This window comes from Streptomyces sp. LZ34, assembly GCF_053890475.1.
Genome location: NZ_CM132680.1, coordinates 3601195 through 3615689, shown reverse-complemented (window position 1 = coordinate 3615689; position 14495 = coordinate 3601195). Strand labels below are relative to the sequence as shown.

Sequence of the window (14495 nt, the reverse complement as noted above, 5' to 3'; positions counted from 1 at the left end):
GCTCTCTCTCGCACACCGGAACCGCCGTATCGCCGCCGACCTGGGGGTAGCACAGTGACCGCGCAAGCACAGCCCTCGGAGCTCCCGGGCGCCACCAAGGAAGACGAGGCGCCCGGCGCGACGCCCAAGGCGCCGGGCAAGGTGCCGGGCAAGGTGCCGGGCTTCACCCCCGAGGGCCGCATCAGCAGTGAGGGGAAGGTCCTCAACGTCTTCTCGCACGGCATGCTGGTGGTCTGGGGGCTGCTGGTCACCCTGCCGCTGCTGTGGGCGGTGATGAGCTCCCTCAAGACCGACAAGGAGATTTTCACCTCTCCCTGGGGCCTGCCGGCCAGCCTGCACTTCGACAACTGGTCGCGGGCCTGGAGCAAGTCGAACATCGGCGACTTCTTCCTCAACACCGTCCTGGTGGTGGGGTGCTCGCTGATCGGGACGATGCTGCTGGGGTCGATGGCGGCCTATGTCCTGGCCCGCTTCGAATTCCCGGGCAAGCGTTTCATCTACTTCATGTTCGTGGGTGGAATGAGCTTCCCGGTCATCCTGGCGCTGGTGCCGCTGTTCTTCGTCATGAGGAACATGGACCTGCTCAACACGTTCCATGGGCTGATTCTGGTCTATATCGCCTATTCGCTGCCGTTCACCGTCTTCTTCCTCACGTCCTTCTTCAAGACGCTGCCCTCGTCGGTGGCCGAAGCGGCGCTGATCGACGGGGCCTCGCAGACCCGGACCTTCTTCCAGGTGATGCTGCCGATGGCGAAGCCGGGCCTGATCAGCGTCGGCATCTTCAACTTCCTCGGGCAGTGGAATCAGTACATGCTGCCGACCGTGCTGGTCACCGATGAGGACAAGCGGATGCTGACCCAGGGCCTGGTGCAGCTGGCGGCCAGCCAGCAGTACAAGGGGGACTGGTCCGCGCTCTTCGCGGGGCTGGTGCTGGCGATGCTGCCGGTGCTCGGCGTGTACATCGTCTTCCAGCGGCAGGTGCAGTCGGGCCTGACGGCGGGGGCGCTCAAGTAACCAGGCGTTCGCGTGACCCGGGGGGTTCGTGACCCCGACGACCCGGCCCCGCCTTCCCCGTCACGGGGGAGGCGGGGCCGCGGTCTGCCGCGATGCGCTCATGGAAATCGGTCCTGTTGGCGCAATGTCTGCGGAATTCGCCACGGACTCCGCGAGCGTGGGGGAGCCCCTATCGCCAGGGGTAACGTATGCGCGACGGACGGTAGGGGCGGGAAGGCGCGCGGTGCGTGTACATCTGATGGGCCGCTTGTCTCCGTACTGATTCACCGATGATGTTGCTGCCAATCCCTCTCGCCCGCGCGGTACGCGCCTGTATGGTGCCGGTAGTTTCCCGGTGCTGACCCGGGCGGCAAGTCGCCGTTTCCGGGCGGCAATTCCTCAATGGCGGCCTTGCGCGTCCGGCGGCGGAATTCCGGGGGCCGGGCCCGTGGCGCCGTAGAAGCGAAGGCGGCCGGGCGCGACAACGCGTACAACGGGGAGGAGCCGCGGTGTCCACGGGGCTGTGCGAGGAGATCGCGAGCCGGATCGCCGATCCGGGCCGCGTCGCCGTCAGGGAGCAGGCCGGTCACACCTGGAGCTGGGACGGGCTGCTGCGGGCGGCCGAGGACCTGGCCGGGCACCTGGGGCGGCGGGGGCCGCTGCGGCTGGCGGCCGTGCGGACGAGCAGACCCGTACTGACCCTCGTGGCGACCCTCGCCTGCGATCTGCTCCAGGTGCCGCTGATGCACATGGACCCCGGCCAGCCTGAGGCGGAGTACGCCCGCGTCACCGCCGCCTTCGGACCGCACCTGCTGCTGGCCGACCCCGGTCCCGAGCCCCACACGGGCGCGGGCGCCGGGCCCGTGTGGGAACGTCACGGGCTCTTGCTGGCCGTCTCCGCGAGCGGGGGCGAGGGCGGGGGCGAGGGCGGGGGCAGCGCAGCCGGAGCCGGCTTCGACTCCCCGCGCTCGGGGATCTTCCTCACCTCCGGCTCGACGGGCGAGCCCTCGGGCGCCGTGCGGTCGGCGCGCGCCCAGATCGTGGACTCGCTGCGGTGTGCCGCGGCCATGGGCTACGACCCCACGACCCCCGTGGTGTGCGCGGCGCCGGTCTTCCATCTGTACGGACACACCCTGGGCCTGCTCGCCCCGCTGCTCAGCGGCGCGCCGGTGACGCTGTGCGGATCGCGCGTGGTGCCCTCCCAGATCGCGGCCGCGGTCCGGGACAGCGGGGCGCGGGTCCTGATCGCCCTGCCCTTCCACTACCGGCTCATGGCGGCCGACACCACCTCCCGCTTCGACGGCCTGGAACGCGCGCTGTCCGCCGGCGCCCCGATCCCCGGCGGCGCCGCGGCGGCGGTGATGAAGGCGCACGACTTCGCGCTGCTCAACATGTACGGGTGCTCGGAGGCCGGGGCGATCACCGTGAATCCGGTCGACCCGGAGGGCGACCGCCCGGGGGACGTCGGGCGGCCGCTGCCGGGGATCGTGGCCACCCTGCGGGAGGTGGATGCCGACAGCGACGACGGCGCGGGCGAACTCCAGCTCGCCACGGAGACGCTGGCCGACGGCTACGCCCATGCCGACGGGGTGCGCCCGCTGTCCCTGAACGGGAACCTGCTGCGCACCGGGGACCTGGCGACGCTGGGCCCCGACGGCTCCATCAGGCTCATCGGCCGGCTCGCCCGGATGATCAACGTCGGGGGGAAGAAGGTCAATCCGGTGGAGGTGGAGCGGGTGCTCGCCGAGCACCCCGCCGTCACCGACGCGCAGGTCTTCGCGGCGGAGGACGGCGGCCGGGGCCAGGTGCCGGTGGCCCGGGTCGCCGCCCCCGGGCCGGTGACGGCCGACGAGCTCATCGGCTGGTGCCAGGAGCGGCTGGCGGAGCACAAGATCCCCCGGCGCATCCAGATCACCGCCGAACTGCCCCGCTCGGCGACCGGCAAGGTCCTCCGCCCGCGTCCCGCCGCACCTGAGCCCGAGGCCGAGCCAGAGCCTGAGAAGGAAGGAAGCGCGTGATGGACCGCGAGAGCCTGGTCGAGGAGATCGCCCGGCATATCACCGTGGTGGTGCCCGCGCTGGCCGAGGCCCCGCCCGGCCCCGACACCAACCTGCTGGAGATCCCCGACTTCGACTCGATGGCCATGCTGGAGCTGCTGGTCTGGCTCCAGGGGAACTACGGGATCGACGTCCCCGACGGGGAGGTCTCGCCGGAGAACCTCTCGACCGTCGGCCGGATGGCGGACTTCGTGCTGAGGCAGCGTTGACCGGCGCGGACGAGAAAGGCGCGGGTACGAAGGCTGTGGGCGGGGAGGCTGTGGGCGAGAAGGTTGTGGGCGGGGAGGCTGTGGGCGAGCAGGCTGTGGGCGAGGCGATCCTTGGCGAAGGGGGAGTCGGCGAGGAGGTCGTCGAGTTCGGCGGGCTGCGCGCCGTACGCGCCCCGCTCACCTGGGGCCAGCAGGTCATCTACCGCGCGCTGCAGAGCCGCGCCCACCGGGCCCACTACGACTACAACCAGCGGATGTCGCTGCCGGTGCCCGAGGGCCGCTCGCTGCGCGAGGTGATCGACGCCGTACGGGCGCTTGTCACCGCCCACGAGAGCCTGCGCACCGTGTACCGGGACGGGACCGCCGACTCCGCCCCGTACCAGGAGGTGCGGGGGGAGGGGCGGCTGACGGTCCGTGTCGTCGACGGCGACGACCCGGCCGCGGCGCTGGACGCCCTGGCCACGACGGACTTCGACCTGTCCCGGGAGTGGGGCATCCGCGTGGCGGTGCTGACCGGGCGCGGCGGCGGGCCGCGCCACCTCGCCCTGTACGTCTCGCATGTCGCGGTGGACGGCTGGGCGATGGGCCTGGTCGTGCGCCGGCTGAAGGACCTCCTGGCGGACGGCACCGCCGTACGCGCCGAGGCCGCCCCCGGCCCGCCCGGCCCGCAGCCCGCCGACCTCGCCGAGACCGAGCGGTCCGAGGCCGGGCGGACCGCGGACCGCCGCGCCGACGCGTACCAGCGCTCGCTGCTGCGGCGCGCGCCCCGGACCATGTTTCCCGCCCGCCCGGCGATGCTTCCCGCCCACCCGGCGACATCTCCCACCCACCCACCGACGTTTTCCGCGCCCGCCCACACCGCGGGGCCGCAGGAGTGGGCCCACGGCGAGTTCCGGTCGGGGCGGCTGGAGGCGGCGGCGCGGGAGGTGGCCGGGCGCTGCCGGGCCGGTGAGGAGACCGTGTACCTCGCGGCCGTCGGCACGCTGCTCGCGCGCCGGGCGGGCCTCTCCCAGTGCGTACTCAAGACGATCTTCGCGAACCGGATCGGCGCCGAGCGGCAGGCGATGGTGACCCCGCTCGCCTCGGATGTGCTGCTCTGCTTCGACGTCTCCGGGCCCTCGTTCGACGCCTGCGTCCGCGCCGCCCACCTCGCCAAGCTGCGCGGATACGCCCGCGCCCAGTACGACCCCGCCCGCCTGGAGCGGCTGGTGGCGGAGGTCGGCCGGGAGCGCGGTGAGCAGCTGGACCTGTCGGTGCTGCACAACGACCTCGGCGCCCTCGCGGCCCCCGAGGAGGACGGCGGCGGCCGCCCGGCGCGCGGCCCCAGCGGAGTGGAGACCTCCTTCCGCTGGGCCGAGCCCTTCCGGCTCCCCTCGGTCAAGCTCTACTACAGCGTGCGCACCGTGGAGAGCGGCGAGCGGGTGATCGGCCTGGCCGCCGACACCCGGTATCTGCCCGGGCCCGACCTCCGCGAGCTGCTCTACGGCGTGGAGGAGCTGGTGGTGAACGCGGCCGGCGGGCCGCGTGAGCAGCTGGGAGCCGCGGGACGGGACCGGGACATCGACGAGCGGCTGTCGGCCCATGTCTCGTGACACGGTCGGGGTGGTGATCGCCGCGATGAACTCCGCGGCGTTCATCGACCAGGCGCTCGGCTCCCTGGCCATGCAGACCACGCCCGCCGACCAGGTGGTGGTGATCGACGACCACTCGGACGACGACACCGTACGGCTCGTCGAGCGCTGGCGCGCCATCCTGCCGCTGACCCTGCTGCGCAACCACGGCCCGCGCCGCCTGGGGGTGTGGGGCGCGCGGCGGACGGCGATCGAGGCGCTGGAGACGGACCTGGTCCTCCAGTTGGACGGCGATGACCTCGTACTGCCGCACCACGTCGCCGCGATGAGCGAGACATACGCGGCCTCGCCCGGCCTGGTCAGCCCGCGCCCGCTCACCTGGACCGGCCAGGGCCCCTTCCGCCCCGCCACGTACACCAAGGGCGGGCTGCCGCTCCCGGGCGACCAGCTGATCCAGCTGCTGGCGCAGAACTACGTCGTGGTGGGTTCGCTGTTCGCGCGCGAGCTGTACGAGCGGGTCGGCGGCTACCGCCAGGTGGCGTACGGCGAGGAGTGGGACCTGTGGCTGCGGCTGGTGGCGGCGGGCGCCCGGGTGAGCAAGCCGGACGAGCCGTCGTATGTCTACCGGGTGCGGGCCTCCAGCTATGCGGGGGGCTTCGCCCGGAACGAGGCGGAGACCGAAGTGCTGAACCGATTCCTTAAGGACGCTGAGCACCCCGTCCACCGGCAGGCCGTGAAGGTGGCCCTGCTCCAGCGGACGGGTCTCGCCGCGCTCGGCGCGCTCACCCCGGTGAGCGGCCCGCTGCCGGAGCCCGTACGGGTCTTCGCCGCCGGGCACGAACGGCCCCTGGCGCGGGCGTACCGCGACCCGGACCTGGGCTGGGTGCTCTGCTTCGCCTCCGGCGACTTCGGCTGCGAGGTGGTCGTGGCCGACGACGAGGCGCGGGTGATCGTGCACGTGGCCGAGAAGGACGGGAACTACGAGGCCGTGGAGATAGCCGACCCGCTGATGCGCCGCGACGCGTCCTCGCTGCGCGACATCCTGCGAGGTGAGCGATGAGCCGCGAGCAGGCGGTCAAGGACGTGCTGGAGCGGGCCGCGCGGATCCCGCACCGCTTCCGGCGGTTCGAGGTGAGCGCCGAGACCGCGGCCCGGGTGCACCGGATCGACGAGGCGCTGCTGGGCGAGGCGCTGGACCTGGGTCTCGCGTACGAGGGGAGCGGCGCGGACCGCCGCTTCGACGACCTCGATCTGAAGAACCTCGGGCTCGGCCTGCGCATCCCGTCCCCCGCGTGGCTTCAGGTGCGGCTGTCGGCCCAGCCCTTCAACGCGGCGGCGGTCCGGACGGCCACCTACCGGACGCGGTTCCAGGGGCGGGTGGCCGGGGTGCTGGAGCCCTCGCCGCAGCTGATGTCCGGCGTGGTGGACGGTACGTTGCGGCGGATGGGGCCCGATGTGTTCGAGGCGGACATCCATGTGCCCGCCGACGAGAACGCGCCGGCCGAGGACGCAGCCGCAGCCGCAGCCGCAGCCGCGGACGCGGCCGACTGCGCGCGGGAACTGGGGCCGGTACTGCCGGAAGCCGCCCGGTTGGAGTACTACCTCGTGCCCGGCGAACTGCGTGACGACGTCGGGTTCGTACGGGAGACCCGGCTGGCCGACTGCCGCGCCGGCACCACCTATCTGGTGCGCGTCGCGGCGGACGCCGGGGCGGCCGTGCGGCCGGCCGGGGGGCTGCTCCTGGCCGGCGCGTTCCCGCTGCCGCACGCCTGGCTCGAGGTGCGTCGCGGCGATCGCTGGCTGCCCGCCGACCCGTACTACCTCGTCAGCATGGCCGGATACGGGCTGCTCGACGGCGAGCGGTGGCCGCCGCACCGGTCGGTCGCGGGGACGGTATGGAAGATCTGCGGCCCCCACGCGGACCTGTGGTTCCTGGCGGGCGACGGCCGGCCCGCGAAGACCTCCGTCAGGATTCTGCGGCGATCGTCCTGAGCGCCTTGCGGTCCGTCTTGCCGTTGCCCGTGAGCGGCAGCTCGGGGACCACCAGACAGAGGCCGGGGACCTTGTACGGCTCGATCTCCCGCTTGAGCGCGGTCAGCACCTCCCCGGGGTCCAGCGCGCCCGCCACACACAGCACCGCCTCCCCGCCGTCCTCCGCCGGCGGCAGGACGGCCGCGCCACGGACCCCGGGCACCCGGCGGGCGGCGGTCTCCACCTCCTCGGCGCTCACCCGGAACCCGCGCTGTTTGTACAGATCGTCGCGGCGCCCGGAGAAATACAGATAGCCGTCCTCGTCCAGACGGCCGAAGTCCCCGGTGCGCAGCTCGGGGAAGAGCCCCTCGGCGCGCGGGAACCGCTGCGCGGTCTGCTCCGGGCGCCGCCAGTAACCCGCCATCACATGCGGGCCGCGCACCACGATCTCCCCCATGGTGCCCGGCGCCACCCGCCGCCCCCGCTCGTCGACCACGAGGACCTCCGTACCGGGCAGCGCCCGGCCGCACGCGCCCGGCCTGCGCAGATCCTCGTCCGGCGGCATGATGGCCACCCGCTTGCACTCCGTCAGGCCGAACATCAGCTGGACCCGCAGCCCGGGCAGCGCGGCGCGCAGCTCGGCCAGCACCTGCGGGGGCATCGCGGAGCCGGTGTTGGTGAGCAGCCGCAGCCGTACGCCGTCGGCGCCGTAGCGCGGCAGCATCCGGGCCAGGCCCTGCGCCAGCGACGGGACGACGGGCAGCACGGTGGCCCCGGAGCGCCGGAGGTTCTTCAGCAGGATCGGACCCACGTCCGAGGCGCCGCCGAGCCACAGGTGGGCGCCGGCCAGGGTGCTGAGGAAGAGCTGGTAGAGGCCGTAATCGAAGGAGAGCGGAAGGGCGCAGTAGACGACGTCCTCGGTGCGGTACGCCAGCTCGCCGTGGACGGCCCGGGCCGCGAACAGCAGTTGGGCGTGGGTGGACACGACGGCCTTGGGCGGTCCGGTGGAGCCTGAGGTGTAGATGAGGCAGACGGGGTCGACGGACAGCGGGCCGGCTGTCTCCCGCGCGGCCTCTTTTCCGGCGGGCCCGGTCTCCGGGGGGTCCTCGCCGTGCTCGTCGCCCTCATCGCCCTCATCGCCCTCATCAAGGGGGGGCAGTCCGTCGTCCGCGGTGACCAGGAGGACGGCTTCGCTGTCCTCGCGGACATGGGCGAGGGCCGGGCCGCGGACCTGCTCGTGCAGCACACAGAACGCGGCCCCCACCCGCGAACAGCCGTACACCAACGCCGCCGTGGCGAGGCCGGACGGCAGTTCCAGCAGGACCCGGTCGCCGCGCCCGACGCCCCGCTCGCGCAGCCACGCGGCGGCGCGCAGCGAGGCCGCGCGCAGCCGGGCGTAGTCCCAGGTCCGCCCGGCGTGGGTGAGGGCCGGGCGGGTGGGGTGGCGGCGGGCCGCCGCGTCGAGCAGGCCGTGCAGCACGGACGGCGGTGCCGGTTCACCGGCCGGCAAGTCGCTCCGCCTCCTGAGCCAGCGCCTTGCGGTCGATCTTGCCGTTGGCGTTCAGCGGGAACCGCGGCACCCGCTTCAGGACGCGCGGAATCGCCGCCCGGGGGAGCAGCTTGCCGAGTTCCTCGACGACCGGCCCCCGCTCGGTCGCGGTCCCGGTGTAAAAGGCGTGCAGGGCATGGCTGTTGCCTGCGGACACCGCGACCACCACCGCCTCGTCCACCCCCGAGCAGCGCCGCAGCGCCCACTCCACCTCCGGGATCTCCACCCGTACGCCCCGGATCTGCACCTGGTGGTCGAGCCGGCCCGAGTACAGCAGGGTGCCGTCGGAGGCCGCGGTGACCAGGTCGCCGGTGCGGTACCAGCGCTCGCCGTCGCGTTGGAAGAAGCGCCCGGCGTCGTCCGCCGGATCGAGATAGCCCGCGAACAACTGCGGTCCGGCGACGCACAGTTCGCCCCGCTCCGGATGCCGGTTCCCCTCCGCGTCGAGGAGCATGCCGTGCATCCCGGGGTGGAGCCGGCCCATGGGCACGCCGTGGTGCTCGGGGTGTGGGGCGTCCGTCGGGCGCCACGCGTGGACGGTACAGCTCATGGTGACTTCCGTGGGCCCGTACAGGTTCACCACGGTGGACCCGGGGGCGGCCCGCTGCCAGTCGGCCGCGTCGTGTTCCATGAGCGCCTCACCGGCGAACAGGCTCCAGCGCAGGCTGGGCATGGCCCCGTCGGTGAGCCGCCGCGTCCTGCGGACCGTGGAGATCGTGCTGGGGGCGGCGAACCAGACCGTGATGCCGAGCTCGTTCACCAGCGCGGGGAGATCGGCGTAGCCGAGGCCGGGGACGTGGGCGACGCTCGCCCCCGCGCTCCAGGCGCCGAACAGATCGAAGATCAGGGGGTCGAAGGTGACGTCGAAAGTCTGTGAGAAGACATCCTGCGGCCCGAAGCCGTAGAAGTCTCGCACACACCGCAGAAAGTGCCCGGCATTCCTGTGCGAGATGGGCACGCCTTTCGGGCGGCCGGTGGAGCCGGAGGTGAACATGATGTATGCACGGTCGTCCGGTTCGACGCACCACGGTTCGAACGGCACGGTCGCGCCCGGATTTTCCGCCGGGCGATTTCCGGCCGGGGCGTTTCCGGCCGGGGTGTTTTCGCCGCCCTCGGCGCCATCTCCGGTATTCACACCGCCGGTATTCACGCCTCCGGTACGCACCACGGGCGGGTGATCGGTCAGCTGTTCAAGGATCCGCGCACCTTGGTCGTCCGCGAGGACCACGGTGGTGCGGGCGGCCCGCAGCATGGCGTCGGTGCGCGCCGCGGGGAATTCCACATTCAGCGGCATCGCCGCGGCACCCGCGTACAGCGCGGCCAGGACGCCGATGTACGCCGCCTCGCCGCGCGCCGCGAGGACGCCGACCGCGGCCGGCCTGCCCCCGGCCGTGTCCACCAGGGCCGAGGCCCAGGACAGCGCGGTCCGGTGCACCTCGCCGTAGGTCCAGGTCCGTTTCCCCACCCGCAGCGCGACCCGGTCCGGGTGGGCCCGCGCCGAGGCCAGGAAATGGCCGTGCAGGCTCTGCCAGGCGTCCGGCCCGCTCTCGTCAGCCATGCGTGCTCACGAACTCCGTGAGCGTTCCGACGGTGGCGAAATGCTCCAGTTCCAGGCTTTCCGTATCGAATTCGGCGCCCGTCTGGGCTTCGATGAGCATGAGCAGCTCAATAACTGAAGTGGAATCGAGACCGAGGTCCTCGAAGAGCTGGGTGCCGGAGTCGAGGCCGGGCGGCTCGCCGGGTCCCAATACTTGTCGCAGCGCCGCTAGAACGCTCTGCTCGGCGGAGGACTTTCGCATGCTCCGGATCGAAGTGGATGCGGCATCAGGTGTCAAGACCTTGACGTGGATCTTGGTGGCTCCTAGGGTTTTGCCGCACGATTGGCCGTCACGGGGGCTGTCGGATATGGGGCTGGGGGATATGACGGCAAAAGCTGCGGAATTGTCCTCCGCGGATCCCCTCTCCGCCGCCGTCGACGTCTTGCGCACGGCCCGCGAGAGCGGCTTCTCGGCGGCTTTGACCGCTGCCGTGCGGCACCTGGATTTCACCGCACCCTGCTCCGACAGGGGCTTTTGCGTCCTGCCCGACGGGTCGGCGGCCAGTTCCCCGGAAATGCGCGGCTGGCTGATGGCGGGGCGCGCGGTGCCCGGTGAGCGGGTCACGGTGCGGCCGGGCCCGCGCCACGAACTGGCCGAGCGCGAGGGTCTGAAGGTCCTTCAGGTCGTCCCTGATGCTGCCGACGGACCGGGGCCCGAGGCCCGGGACCGGCTCGCGCTCGCCGGAACGCTGTTCGCCGCACTGCGCGCCGGGCTGGCCGAGGCGCTGCTCGAGCAGGCGGTGGCGCATGCGGCGGGGCGGCGCTCCGGCGACCGGCCCCTGCTCGAACGGCAGTTGGTGCGCGCGAAGATCGCCGACTGTGTCGCCGCCGTCCGCGCCTGCGAGCTCCTGCTGACCACGTCCGGGGCCGATCCGTACGCCGCGCACGAGCTGCACCGGCGCCTCGATGTGGCCGACGCGGCCCTGACGAACCTCTTCGGCGGCGCCGGCTATCTGGCCGACCACCCCGTGCGCTCCCTGTACGTCGCGGCGTACGTCGGCAGCCTGTGGGTGACGCCGCCGCAAGGCACCGAACAGGAGTGGTCGTGACGGCCCTGGCGCTGGACGCCGCAGACCCGGCCCTGGACGCCGCGTACGGACGCCTGCGCGCCCGTGCGCGCGAGGTCGCCCCCGCCCTGCGGGAGGCCGCCCTCGCCATCGACGCCGACCCGGCCCGCATGGACGAGCACCTCGACAACCCCGCCTTCCGCCTCTTCCGCGCCATGGGCATCCCGAAGCGGTTCCAGGACGAGCGGGCCCGGGCCGAAGTGAAGGGCCTGCCACAGGACTTCCTCGCGAAGATGATCTGCTCCATGGAGCTGGCACGCGGCGACGCGGGCGCCATGTTCGCCGGCCCCGGGGCCGCCCTCGCCGGCGTGGTCGTCCGCTCCATGGGCGACCCCGCGCAGCAGGCCGCGTTCTACGAGCGCGTGATCGGCGGCGCGACCTGGGCCTTCTGCGCCATCACCGAACCGCAGGCGGGCAGCGACGCCACGCGGATGCGGACCACGCTCACCCCGGCCGACCCCGCCGACCGCGGCGGCGACTGGCTCCTCAACGGTGCCAAGAAGTACGTCGGGAACGGCTCGCGCGGCGGCATCGGGGTGGTCTTCGCACAGACCGGCACCTCGCCGCTGGGCGTGCGCGCCGTGCTCCTGGAACTCCCGGCGCCCGGCGCGCACGGCGAAGCGCTCGACATGATCGGGCTACGAGGCGCCCGCATCAGCGAAATGACCTTCCACGAGGTGCCGATCGCGCGGGACCGGCTGCTCGGCGCCCATCTGCCCGCCACCCGGCGGGGGATGTGGGGCGCGGTCACGGCCTTCTACGGCGCGCGGGTGCAGATCGCCGCGACCGCCGTCGGGCTCGCCGCGGCGGTGCACGACTACGTGCGCGCCGAGCGCCGGACCCCGGCCCCGGCCGAGCGGCGGACGCTGGAGACAGCCTCGCTGCGCATCGCGGCCGCCGCCCGGCTCGTCCACCGCACCGCGCTCCTCGTCGAGGCGGACCAGGGGCGCGGCGACGCCTCCGCCCTGTGCAAGCTGGAGGCGGTCCGCCTGGTCCGGGACGTCACCCACCGGCTGCCCGCCCTCCTGGGGCGCGGTGCGCTGCTGGACCACCCGCTGCTGGAGAAGTGGGCCCGCGACGCCGCCGCGCTGGAGATCATGGAGGGCACCAGCGACATCCAACGGCTGCGGCTGGCCCAGGACTACGCCCGGTCAGGCGCCGTGCCCGCGGGCAGCGATGCGGTGCCCGCGGGCGAGGGCGGGTGACGCCGATGCGTCTGGGGCCCGTCGGCACCTTCGTCCCGGACACCGCGCTCACGGTCGCGGAGGTCACCGCGGGCGCCGGGCTCCCGGACGCCAAGGCCCGCTTCTACCGCGACTACCTCGGCTTCCGCGACATCCGCCGAAGCCCCGGCCACTCGCTCGCCGACATGCTCACGGCGGCGGGCCGTGCGGCCCTGCGCGGCATGGACCCGCGCGACATACGGCAGGTGCTGTACGCGCGCATCGGCGAGGAGGCAGACCCGGCGGGGGCCGGCCCGGCGGGGGCCCAACTGCTCGACGGCGTCCTTACCGCCCTCGGCCTCGACCACGCCCCGGCCTTCTCGGTCGGCCAGATGAACTGCGCCGCCGGGCTGTTCGCGCTCTTCCTGGCCGGACAGCTGTGCGCGCCCGGAGGCGAACTGAGCCTTGAAGAAGGGGCCGGTGGGAGTGCGCTGCTGCTCGTCGGCGACCGGGTGGCCCGGCCGGAGCAGGGCATCATCCCCGGGATCGCGGTCGTCGCCGACGCCGCCGCCGCGTGTGTGGTGGGCCCGCGGGTGCCGGGCGACCGGCTGCTCGGCTCCGCCTTCCGTACGTACGGGCGGTTCCACCGCAGCCTCGGCGGCGCGGACCCCGACCGGGAGCGGGAGTACAGCCGGTTCTACGCGCCCACCCTCGCCGCCGTGATCCAGGAGGCGCTGGGTGAGGCGGGCACCGGGCTCGACGGCGTACGGTGGATCGTCCCGCACAACGTCAACCGCCTGTCCTGGAAAGGCGTGGCCAAAGAGCTGGGCATCCCCTACTCCCAGATCTTCCTCGACAACCTGCCGCGCCTGGGCCACGCCAACTGCGCCGACCCGTTCCTCAACCTCGCCTCGCTGCGCGCCTCCGGGCGGCTCGAGCCGGGGGACCGGTATGTGATGGCCGCCGTCGGCCTCGGCGCGACCTTCGGCGCGGTGGTGCTGCAACGAGAAGGCGGGCGCGGGAGCGAGGGAGCGAGTGATGGAGAGCTTTGAGGCCGTCCAGGGGATCCGGGCCGCGGACCTGGCGAACCACTACGGCACTCCGCTGTACGTCTACGACGGCGAGCTGCTGGCGGACGCGGTCCGGTCGCTCGCGGAGTCGCTGCCGCACCCCCTGGAGATCTTCTACTCCTTGAAGGCGAACCCCAACAGCAGCGTCTGCTCACTGCTGTTCGCGCACGGCGCCCACGCCGAGGTCTCCTCGCTCGTCGAGCTGCGCACCGCCCGCACGGCGGGGGCCCGCCCCGAGAACATCATCTTCCTCGGCCCCGGAAAGACCGCCGAGGACATCCGCGCCTGCGTCCAGTGCCGGGTGTACGCCATCGTCTGCGAGTCCTGGGAGGAGCTGGAGCTCATCGAGGCGACGGCGCGTCAGGCGGGCCTGCGGCAGCGGGTGCTGCTGCGCGTCAACCCTTCGTTCGGCGCGGCCGGCTCGCGGCTCGCCATGGGCGGCAAGCCCCGGCAGTTCGGCATCGACGAGGAACAACTCCTCGACGGCAAGGACCGGTTGAGCAGGCTCACGCACGCCGTACCCCTGGGCGTACACGTCTATCTGGGCACCCGGATCCTCGACGCGGCGGCCGTCGTGGAGAACACCGCTCAGGTGCTGGCGCTGGCCGAACGCGTCGCGGCGGCCACGGGCATCGAGCTGGAGGCCGTGGACGTCGGCGGCGGGCTCGGCGTCGCGTACTTCGACGGCGAGCGGGACCTGGACCTCGGCGCGCTGCGCACGGGCCTCGCGCCCGTCGTGGGCGACTTCGCGCGCCGCCATCCGCGCACCCGGCTGCTGCTGGAGTCCGGGCGCTTCCTCACCGCCCGCGCCGGGGCCTATCTGGTGCGGGTTCAGTACGTGAAGGAATCCCGTGACACGTGGTTCGCCGTCACCGACGGCGGTACGCACCACCACATGGCGGCGGTCGGGGTCGGCTCGTACGCCCGCCGTAACTTCCCCGTCGCGGCGGTCGCGGGCGACTGCGCGGGACCCGAGCGCCGGTGGCACATCACCGGCCCGCTGTGCACCCCGGAGGACACCCTCGCCCGCGGCGTGCCCCTGCCCGGCCTCGAGCCGGGCGATGTGCTGGCCGTGCTGCGGTCGGGCGCGTACGGCCCGACGGCCTCGCCCGGCCTCTTCCTCAGCCATGGGTTCCCGGCCGAGGTGCTGGTCCACGAGGGCCGCCCGCTGCTGGTCCGCGACCGGGACACCGCCGACGACCTGCTGCGCAAGCAGCGACACCACCAGTTCGTTCAGTAAGTGACGGG

Annotated in this window: 13 protein-coding genes; 10 read left to right on the top strand and 3 right to left on the bottom strand. The window is 73.1% G+C overall.

Going from position 1 to position 14495, the window contains the following annotated elements:
* The first annotated feature begins 54 nt into the window (after positions 1-54).
* From ACWY4P_RS13935 to ACWY4P_RS13910, 6 genes are all read left to right on the top strand, one after another.
* On the top strand, positions 55-1014 hold the full coding sequence (locus tag ACWY4P_RS13935; protein WP_456210860.1) for a carbohydrate ABC transporter permease: 960 nt from the start codon (positions 55-57) through the stop codon (positions 1012-1014).
* Between the two features lie 488 nt (positions 1015-1502).
* Positions 1503-3011, top strand: a complete 1509-nt coding sequence (locus ACWY4P_RS13930; RefSeq protein ID WP_456210859.1) for a class I adenylate-forming enzyme family protein — start codon at positions 1503-1505, stop codon at positions 3009-3011.
* The gene (locus ACWY4P_RS13925; RefSeq protein ID WP_456210858.1) at positions 3011-3259 is read left to right on the top strand and encodes an acyl carrier protein; all 249 of its coding nucleotides are present in this window, start codon (positions 3011-3013) and stop codon (positions 3257-3259) included. The genes ACWY4P_RS13930 and ACWY4P_RS13925 overlap by 1 nt, the downstream gene beginning before the upstream one ends.
* Before the next feature lie 50 nt (positions 3260-3309).
* Positions 3310-4851 carry a condensation domain-containing protein gene (locus ACWY4P_RS13920; protein ID WP_456210857.1) on the top strand — a complete coding sequence of 514 codons (1542 nt, stop codon included), beginning with the start codon at positions 3310-3312 and terminating at the stop codon, positions 4849-4851.
* A complete protein-coding gene (locus ACWY4P_RS13915; protein WP_456210856.1) occupies positions 4841-5890 on the top strand; it encodes a glycosyltransferase family 2 protein in 1050 nt (349 codons plus the stop codon). Before ACWY4P_RS13920 ends, ACWY4P_RS13915 begins: the two co-directional genes overlap by 11 nt.
* Positions 5887-6822, top strand: coding sequence for a hypothetical protein (locus ACWY4P_RS13910; protein ID WP_456210855.1), 936 nt, complete (start codon positions 5887-5889; stop codon positions 6820-6822). Before ACWY4P_RS13915 ends, ACWY4P_RS13910 begins: the two co-directional genes overlap by 4 nt.
* Here ACWY4P_RS13910 and ACWY4P_RS13905 read toward each other — a convergent pair.
* Genes ACWY4P_RS13905 through ACWY4P_RS13895 form a run of 3 tightly spaced genes read right to left on the bottom strand, consistent with a single transcriptional unit; the run spans position 6797 to position 10149 of the window.
* Positions 6797-8311, bottom strand: a complete 1515-nt coding sequence (locus ACWY4P_RS13905; RefSeq protein ID WP_456210854.1) for a class I adenylate-forming enzyme family protein — start codon at positions 8309-8311, stop codon at positions 6797-6799. The genes ACWY4P_RS13910 and ACWY4P_RS13905 overlap by 26 nt on opposite strands.
* Positions 8298-9908 carry an AMP-binding protein gene (locus ACWY4P_RS13900; protein ID WP_456210853.1) on the bottom strand — a complete coding sequence of 537 codons (1611 nt, stop codon included), beginning with the start codon at positions 9906-9908 and terminating at the stop codon, positions 8298-8300. The genes ACWY4P_RS13905 and ACWY4P_RS13900 overlap by 14 nt, the downstream gene beginning before the upstream one ends.
* On the bottom strand, positions 9901-10149 hold the full coding sequence (locus ACWY4P_RS13895; protein WP_456210852.1) for an acyl carrier protein: 249 nt from the start codon (positions 10147-10149) through the stop codon (positions 9901-9903). The genes ACWY4P_RS13900 and ACWY4P_RS13895 overlap by 8 nt, the downstream gene beginning before the upstream one ends.
* Between ACWY4P_RS13895 and ACWY4P_RS13890 the strand changes: the two genes are divergently transcribed.
* The 4 genes from ACWY4P_RS13890 to ACWY4P_RS13875 are packed head-to-tail and all read left to right on the top strand — an operon-like array spanning position 10148 to position 14487.
* Positions 10148-10996, top strand: a complete 849-nt coding sequence (locus ACWY4P_RS13890) for an acyl-CoA dehydrogenase family protein (RefSeq protein WP_456210851.1) — start codon at positions 10148-10150, stop codon at positions 10994-10996. The two genes, ACWY4P_RS13895 and ACWY4P_RS13890, sit on opposite strands and share 2 nt — an antisense overlap.
* A complete protein-coding gene (locus tag ACWY4P_RS13885; protein WP_456210850.1) occupies positions 10993-12219 on the top strand; it encodes an acyl-CoA dehydrogenase family protein in 1227 nt (408 codons plus the stop codon). The genes ACWY4P_RS13890 and ACWY4P_RS13885 overlap by 4 nt, the downstream gene beginning before the upstream one ends.
* Before the next feature lie 5 nt (positions 12220-12224).
* Positions 12225-13229 carry a 3-oxoacyl-[acyl-carrier-protein] synthase III C-terminal domain-containing protein gene (locus ACWY4P_RS13880; protein WP_456210849.1) on the top strand — a complete coding sequence of 335 codons (1005 nt, stop codon included), beginning with the start codon at positions 12225-12227 and terminating at the stop codon, positions 13227-13229.
* Positions 13216-14487 carry a type III PLP-dependent enzyme gene (locus ACWY4P_RS13875; RefSeq protein ID WP_456210848.1) on the top strand — a complete coding sequence of 424 codons (1272 nt, stop codon included), beginning with the start codon at positions 13216-13218 and terminating at the stop codon, positions 14485-14487. The genes ACWY4P_RS13880 and ACWY4P_RS13875 overlap by 14 nt, the downstream gene beginning before the upstream one ends.
* Positions 14488-14495: the final 8 nt, after the last annotated feature.